Consider the following 7,327-nt stretch of genomic DNA (forward strand, 5'->3'; position numbering starts at 1 on the left):
ACCTTGGTTGATCCTTCACCATCCCGCGCAATCATGTACACCAGGTTGCGTGCTATGTCTTCCAAGGCGTGAGTAAATTCCTCTTCATTGACCTCACCTGCCAAACTATTTGCCAAAATGATCGCTGTATCGCTGGTGGAAGTATCGGTGTCTATGCTAAGGCAGTTAAAAGTTTTATCGATCACAGTGCGGAACATGGGACGCAGGCGATCGCTTGGAATTGCTGCATCTGTAAAAAAGTAGGTTAAAAGAGTTGCCATGTTTGGCTCTATCATTCCCACGCCTTTAGCCACTCCGACTAAGGTTGCCTTGCCAACTTGCCGTACAAACAGTTTAGACACTGTATCAGTTGTCATGATGGCACGTGCTATCGCAGAAAAGTCAGCTGGTAGAAACTGCTGTTTAATATTTGACAATCCCTTACGGATGTTCTCCATTGGATAGCGATGACCAATAAGACCTGTAGAAGCGAGCAAAATGTTATCTATTGCGATCCCCGTTTCGGCAGAAATCAGAGCAATCACTTCTTCCGCATCGGCTAATCCTACCGCACCATTGGCAACATTGGCATTTTTAGAGATGGTGGCGATCGCCTGCGCTTGACCGTTTTCGATGTGCCTGCGGCTAATCGTAACGCTAGGACCTACAAAGCGACTTTGAGTGAACACACCTGCCGCAGTGCACTTAACCTCTGAAACAACACAGGAAAAATCGTCTGTGGTATCTCTAATTCCAAGATTGGTAACAAATGTCCGAAATCCTTGAGGTACGGGAAATAAAATCGTTTCTTGCATATATTTCCTTTACAGGTAGTTCCATAGCAAGGTGTTGTGCAGGTGACGGTAGAAACTTGCTAACTACTACAGTATATAGTATGGAGCATCTGCTTACTATTGTGTACAAGAAGTCATCTGGATATCCACAAATGTCATATTTGGTCAAAAGTCACTGCCGTTTGTATTGTTCTGTTCGGAGCTTACCATGATTGAGACAACTCGTTCCTTTACTCCAGATTGGGTATCTTCTCCTGGTGATACCATCGCTGATCTATTAGGTGATTTCCGAGAAAGAAAATACCTGGGGAGTGCGAGTTTCGACTTCGCTCAACTCACGATCTCTCAGTTGGTTGAGCGAAGTCGAAACCAACGGCGGCGGTATCTTTATTCCTGTAAATCACCTTAGAAGAGCGTAACTGGACAGAAGTACAGTTAGCACAGCAATTAGTCAAGCTAGACCACAAGTGTTGAATTGGCTTTTGCAGACAAGCGATCGCATTGTTCAAGAAATCGATTCAGTAGAATACGGGTTGACTGATATTCAAGAATACTACGCCAATACAGGCGGTTTGAAAAAAGCAGCAGAAAAACAAAGTGGTAGAAAAGTCACAACCAGTTTTGTAGAAAGTTTTTCCAAAGACACCGCACCCCGGAACTTAGATGAATTGTTGCGGATGGAATATCGCACAGCTATGTTAAGAATTAGACTTTGGGCAAAAAAGATTAGTTCGCGGAAAATTCTAATATAAAGCTTCTATATTATGTCGAAAAGCGATTAAGGCTCGCTTACCCTGCTGCTCTTTTAGCGCAGAAATGATTGCATCAGATACTTCTAATGAAACTATTGTCTTAATTTCAATATTAGTGTTGTAGCCTGCTAAATCTGCCAAGCGTCTTCCGTGACCGCCTTCACCCTGGACTTGACTAATGGTGTAGCCGCTTACATCATAGCTTTTTAGCAGCTTAAGGATAGAGTCTTTCAGCACCGTTTCACCAATAATGGTGATTAAAACAGCAGGTTCTAGGCAAGTGTCTGAGTCTGACATAGAAAACTCCAGAGATTAGGTTTTAGCTCAGAGAGCTTAAATTTTGGCTGCTTAGTCCAAATTTTATATTAAAAAGCTCAAGCATTTCTGCCTGAGCTGGGACTAAATGCAACTAATGTGCTTAGCTAATGTTTAGCTTCAAAAGCTGTGTCTATAAAGCTTAGTAGCGGTTACGTCCGCCGTAGCCTCCCCGACCACCACCACCACCAAATGAACCTCTATCTTCTTTAGGTTTAGCCTTATTAACTTTAAGGTCACGTCCCATCCACTCAGCACCATCAAGTCCTTCAATAGCTGCGGCTTCTTCTGCTTCTGTGCCCATTTCTACAAAGCCGAATCCACGTACGCGCCCTGTTTCACGGTCATTAGGCAGCTGAACACGTTTTACAGAACCATACTCTGCAAAAATCGCGTTTAGGGCTTCTTCTGTAACTTCATAAGAAAGATTGCCTACATAAACTGACATAAATTGTCTCCGAAATTGTAAAGGCCTAGAAATTTAGGTTTCGGAGAAAAGTCTGTAAATACCAAAAGGAAAAAGCCTGTCAATACTAAAAACAAACACTGTCACCGAATTAAGTCTCACCTTTTTAGTATGACATAGCTAGTAATTATCTTCGGATAATTGTAAAAACTGTTATATAAAGTCATATAAACTATTTTGATCTATGTATGAATCGTAAGCTTTTGCGGGGTGAAACTTTTACTGTTTTAGTACGGTAGATAAATGCGTCGTCTTTCAACCCAGGTCATAAAATTACTCATACCTATAGATGAGTGATAGCAACGAGATACTCATCTATAGTGAAAGGGTATTCAACGGAGCTTTCATGACTTTCAATATAGTTGACGCTAATCCCAAGAGCGCTCAGTCGTTCAAGTTTAATTGGGTGAGCGGAGCCTTTTTTGCAACCGTTCATGCATTAGCGTTATTAGCCCCCTGGTTTTTCTCCTGGTCGGCACTGGGAGTTACCATCTTCTTGCACTGGTCACTTGGCAGTATCGGCATCTGTCTGGGGTATCATCGGCTATTGACACATCGCAGTTTGCACGTTCCAAAGGGATTGGAATATGCGATCGCAATCCTGGGTACTCTAGCACTACAAGGGGGTCCAATCTTTTGGGTTGCAGGACATCGTCGGCACCACACCTACACTGAAGACATTGACTTAGACCCCTACTCGGCAAAACGAGGTTTTTGGTGGAGCCATATGGGTTGGCTGCTTTACGAACGTCCAGAGTTCTTTGAGTACGAATCGAATCGAAAATTTGCACCCGATCTAGCGAAACAAGAATTCTACCGTTGGCTGGATCGCTATTACTTACTATTGCAAATTCCACTCGGCGTTGGACTATACCTGCTTGGGGGTTGGGCATTTGTGATCTATGGGCTATTCCTCCGAGCAGTTCTGCTTTGGCATAGTACCTGGTTGATCAACTCTGCCAGTCACATCACGGGCTATCGCAGCCACGATTCAGATGACAATTCTCGGAACCTCTGGTGGGCAGCGCTCCTTACCTATGGAGAAGGCTGGCACAATAACCACCACGCTTATCCTAATGTGGCAAAAGCGGGTTGGAAATGGTGGGAAATTGATATGACCTGGTGGGTGATTGTCAGCCTAAGACAAGTGGGTTTGGCACGCAGAATTGTTTTACCGCCATCCGCCTAATAACTGTACTTTGTATAGATGCTCAGGTGTGCCGGTTGAGTAAACTAATTATTCAAATGACTTCCCTGACGGCGCAGAATCTTTATCGCCTGACATTGAATTTGTCGAATTCTTTCCCGACTCAGTTTCAGGCGTCTTGCAATCTCCATCAAAGTCACTTGTTGATCATCCTCAAGCCCAAAGCGCAAAGTGATGACCTGACGCTGGATGGATGTTAAAGAAGATTCCATGAGCTCACGCAAATTCTGACGCACGAGTTCCTGATTTAACTGGTCAAGTATTAGAACTTGATTTGCTGGTAACAAATCCCCAAGCACACTAGCTTTATCGTCTCCCACTGGCATATCTAGAGAAGTAGGGCGTTGGGAGCATTGGAGATATTCTCTGACTTGTTCTGGGGTAACTAATAATGATTCCGCAATTTCTGCTACAGTTGGCTTGCGACCCAATGATTGAGACATTTCTCGCTGTATTTTCTTGATTTGGTTAAGTTGTTCATTAATATGGATAGGCAGGCGAATAGTGCGCGATTTTTCTGATATGGCCCGTGTAATTGATTGTGTGATCCACCAATAAACGTAGGTTGACAACCTGCAACCTCTATTAGGGTCAAATTTCTCTATGCCTCTGTGCAATCCTAAAGTCCCTTCCTGAATCAAATCCAAGAATTCCAAATTTCGGTTCTGATATTTTTTAGCGACCGAAACCACCAATCTGAGGTTAGCATTCAGCATCTGGTTTTTAGCCACTTGACCCTGATGAAGGATTGATTGTATTTCAGAAGATGTTTTCCCCAGTACATCGTTACATTCTTCCTCAGTTGGTTTTCGGTTTAATTCAATAGCAATTGCTTGTTGCTGCTGCTGAATTTGTACCATTTGATGCACTTCTCTTGCATAAGAAATCTCTTCGCTTGGAGTCAGCAGAGGGTAACGACCTATTTCTTGAAGGTAGGAACGAACTAAGTCTGAGGTTACACGGGGCATAATTTAATATCAAATAACGTTTTATAACAGTCCTAAATCATTTACGAAAAGGACTTTCAAGTCAAAATATATCCGTTAGAAGAACCCGTGCGAAGATAGGGGGTTTTAAGCGCAGCTTATGTGTTTGCAAGGCAGTTGTTTACAATGACTGCTCCTACGTTGGCGAGAAGACACATGCTTCATAGAAGCAGTAAGGTATATGCAGGAGCCACAACTACATCAAGATGTACTACTACTTTGCCGGATTTCTTTACCCCGCTACGTACTGCTTCAAAGCCTTTTTAGCATCCATCATTGATATTGTCTGCCTCGCAATGATTAGCGTTGTCGCTTATTATATATCTATCAATTATAGTTCACAATTTTTAACTTTTACGAAGTTGCAAATAAGAAATATCAAATAATTCTTTACAAATAGAGTGCCAGTCCAGGATTGTACACTTTTTGCACAGATTAGTTGTATTGATCACAGAAGTCCGTTTCGGATAATGAAACTAACTGCTAGTCAGTTGGTTGGCGGAGGGAACCCCATCATTGCTGTGGGAGGGGAGGTAAGTCCAAACTAAGGCGCGCCCCTATAAGTACAGAACCCCCATCCGCTTGTGCGGTCGGGTAGCTCACTACCTGAATTTGTACTTTACTACTTTAGGTAGAAAAAAATAAGTTTTTTTATTATTAATATCGTCGGTATATTTTAGTATTTAGAAGTTGTCCATCATCGATGGGGTTGAGGATATCCAATAAGTAAAAGCAAGAGCCATGTCCCAGTCTTGTGAGCTGAGACACCCAACCTGACTCCTGTGCCTTGGCGAAGATATTAAATACAAAGCGGCTTACAAGCGCATTGCCATTTAAGGGAGTTTTGCAAAAGGAACTTTATGAAAGCACTATTGATTTACCCTCTGTTTCCTCAGTCATTTTGGTCTTATGACCGGTTCATGCAAATTGCCGGACTCAAAGCCGTCTTGCCTCCACTGGGAATGATTACGGTGGCGGCGCTTCTACCCAAAGACTGGGAAATTAGATTTTATGATCGCAACGTCAATTTTGAAACAGAAGCTGATTGGGAGTGGTGCGACTTAGTAATCCTTTCTGCAATGCTGGTGCAGAAGCCAGATTTCCATGCCCTCATTCAAAAAGCAGTGGGGTTAGGCAAAAAAGTGGCTGTCGGGGGTCCCTACCCCACTTCTATTCCCCAAGATGCCCTTAACTCTGGAGCGCATTATCTAGTTTTGGATGAAGGCGAGTTGACGGTTCCACAGTTTCTAGAAGCCCTTAAAAGCGGCATTGAGCAAGGAATCTTTCGCTCTAGTGAAAAACCTGACGTCACCACTAGCCCAATACCACGTTTTGACCTGCTGGAACGAGATGCCTATTTTATGATGGCTATCCAATTTTCTCGTGGTTGTCCCTTCAGCTGCGAATTTTGCGATATCATTACCCTCTATGGTCGAAAACCGCGCACTAAGGAACCTCATCAGACCATAGCAGAGTTACAAGCTCTTTATGATTTAGGCTGGCGGGGGTCACTGTTTATCGTTGATGACAACTTTATTGGGAATCAACGTAACGTCAAACGCTTGCTTAGAGAATTGATTCCTTGGATGAAGCAGTACAACTACCCCTTCACCTTCATCACCGAAGCCTCTGTAAATTTGGCAGAAGATGATGAAATGTTGCAATTAATGAATGAAGCAGGCTTCTATGCAGTTTTTCTTGGGATAGAAACTCCTGACCAAGACAGCCTGCAAGTAACACAAAAACTGCAAAATACTCGCAATCCGTTAATCGAAGCCTGTCGTAAGATCAACGACGCAGGTATGCTTATCTATGCAGGGTTTATCCTCGGTTTTGATGGAGAACGTCCTGGCGCAGGAGAAAGGATTCAAGCTTTTGTTGAACAAACCAATATTCCTCAACCGATGTTGGGCATTCTTCAAGCTTTACCCAATACTGCTCTTTGGAGCCGTCTTCAAAAAGAGCAGCGTTTAGTAGAGGGTATTGGCGGAGTTGAGGTGGGAGACCAGAATACCTTAATGAATTTCATCCCTACCCGTTCGATCAATGAAATCGCTAAAGAGTATGTAGAAGGCTTGTGGAAGTTGTATGAACCCACAAACTATCTCAAACGCTGTTTTGAGCAATGTCTCAGTATTGGCTCGTCTGAAGAGCGAAAGCAAACCATGCGGTTTTCTCCTGGCAAGGGGTTGCGGCTTGTTGCTCAGTTAATCTGGCACCAAGGCTTACGCCGGAGTGAAATTCGCTTACAGTTCTGGAGACAACTATGGACGATTCTGCGGAGAAAGCCTCAAGTTATCAATATGTATTTAGGTTTATGTGCTGCTGGAGAACATTTCTGGGAGTACCGAGCTTTAGCTAGGGAACGGATTACTCAACAACTAGGCTACGACCCACTCAAAGACCCTCTGCTAACAGAGCAAGCAATAACCACGCTACAGTATACTAGTACACTGCGGCAGGAACAGGGTGTAGGGAAAACATAAAGCCACCCACTCATAGGTCGGGTTTCAACTGGACTGTATCTTAAGATTTTTTCGCCCACAATTCCACTCGGCTCGATACTACTTCGGGGCGCACAAGATTGCCCTACAATCTACCCCCGCCCCGTAAAGAGAAAGCGGGCATGGCTGCGCGTCGCGCGTTGGCGTACCCCTGCGGGGAAGCAAGGTACGCGTCACGAAGTGAGGGGGCTTGTAAATAACTGGAGTTTGGACTAATCCGGTTTCGACCAGCAGTTAACAAGCAAGGGCAGGACAGAGGGACTCAACTTCAAATTTGAAGCTGAGTCAAGCGGCAGGATCAAGAAATTAGCCGAAACTAAGCAG

The 7,327-nt window shown here is 43.8% G+C and carries 6 protein-coding genes and 2 pseudogenes; 4 read left to right on the forward strand and 4 right to left on the reverse strand.

The window, feature by feature from the left end:
• Positions 1–794 (reverse strand): annotated as a pseudogene (locus tag G4P69_RS34060) (bifunctional ornithine acetyltransferase/N-acetylglutamate synthase); the annotation flags it as partial.
• 187 nt (positions 795–981) lie between these two features.
• On the opposite strand from G4P69_RS34060, the gene G4P69_RS34065 reads away from it, so the two are divergent.
• A complete protein-coding gene (locus G4P69_RS34065) occupies positions 982–1,182 on the forward strand; it encodes a hypothetical protein (RefSeq protein WP_208354319.1) in 201 nt (66 codons plus the stop codon).
• Between the two features lie 43 nt (positions 1,183–1,225).
• Positions 1,226–1,510, forward strand: a pseudogene (locus G4P69_RS34070) (cobaltochelatase subunit CobN); the annotation flags it as partial.
• A 6-nt stretch (positions 1,511–1,516) separates the two neighbouring features.
• Here the strand turns inward: G4P69_RS34070 and G4P69_RS34075 are convergent.
• Together G4P69_RS34075 and G4P69_RS34080 are read right to left on the reverse strand one after the other, a co-directional pair.
• Entirely contained in the window at positions 1,517–1,822 is a 306-nt protein-coding gene (locus G4P69_RS34075) for a P-II family nitrogen regulator (RefSeq protein ID WP_208354321.1), read from the reverse strand.
• A gap of 160 nt (positions 1,823–1,982) precedes the next feature.
• Complete coding sequence (locus tag G4P69_RS34080; protein ID WP_208354323.1) at positions 1,983–2,288, reverse strand: RNA recognition motif domain-containing protein; 306 nt, start codon at positions 2,286–2,288, stop codon at positions 1,983–1,985.
• 364 nt (positions 2,289–2,652) lie between these two features.
• Between G4P69_RS34080 and G4P69_RS34085 the strand changes: the two genes are divergently transcribed.
• Positions 2,653–3,495, forward strand: coding sequence for an acyl-CoA desaturase (locus tag G4P69_RS34085; protein WP_208354330.1), 843 nt, complete (start codon positions 2,653–2,655; stop codon positions 3,493–3,495).
• A 44-nt stretch (positions 3,496–3,539) separates the two neighbouring features.
• Here G4P69_RS34085 and G4P69_RS34090 read toward each other — a convergent pair whose 3' ends face one another.
• A complete protein-coding gene (locus G4P69_RS34090; RefSeq protein WP_208354333.1) occupies positions 3,540–4,481 on the reverse strand; it encodes an RNA polymerase sigma factor, RpoD/SigA family in 942 nt (313 codons plus the stop codon).
• An 878-nt stretch (positions 4,482–5,359) separates the two neighbouring features.
• Here G4P69_RS34090 and G4P69_RS34095 point away from each other — a divergent pair.
• Positions 5,360–6,985 (forward strand): B12-binding domain-containing radical SAM protein, encoded by a 1,626-nt coding sequence (locus tag G4P69_RS34095; protein WP_243903134.1) that lies wholly within the window; start codon positions 5,360–5,362, stop codon positions 6,983–6,985.
• Positions 6,986–7,327 lie beyond the last annotated feature (342 nt).

This window comes from Aetokthonos hydrillicola CCALA 1050, from assembly GCF_017591665.1.
Taxonomy (GTDB): Bacteria; Cyanobacteriota; Cyanobacteriia; order Cyanobacteriales; family Nostocaceae; genus Aetokthonos; species Aetokthonos hydrillicola.

Coding starts and splice junctions, on each gene's coding strand:
- G4P69_RS34065 (WP_208354319.1), top strand. CDS start 982: ATGATTGAGACAACTCGTTCCTTTACTCCAGATTGGGTATCTTCTCCT.
- G4P69_RS34075 (WP_208354321.1), bottom strand. CDS start 1,822: ATGTCAGACTCAGACACTTGCCTAGAACCTGCTGTTTTAATCACCATT.
- G4P69_RS34080 (WP_208354323.1), bottom strand. CDS start 2,288: ATGTCAGTTTATGTAGGCAATCTTTCTTATGAAGTTACAGAAGAAGCC.
- G4P69_RS34085 (WP_208354330.1), top strand. CDS start 2,653: ATGACTTTCAATATAGTTGACGCTAATCCCAAGAGCGCTCAGTCGTTC.
- G4P69_RS34090 (WP_208354333.1), bottom strand. CDS start 4,481: ATGCCCCGTGTAACCTCAGACTTAGTTCGTTCCTACCTTCAAGAAATA.
- G4P69_RS34095 (WP_243903134.1), top strand. CDS start 5,360: ATGAAAGCACTATTGATTTACCCTCTGTTTCCTCAGTCATTTTGGTCT.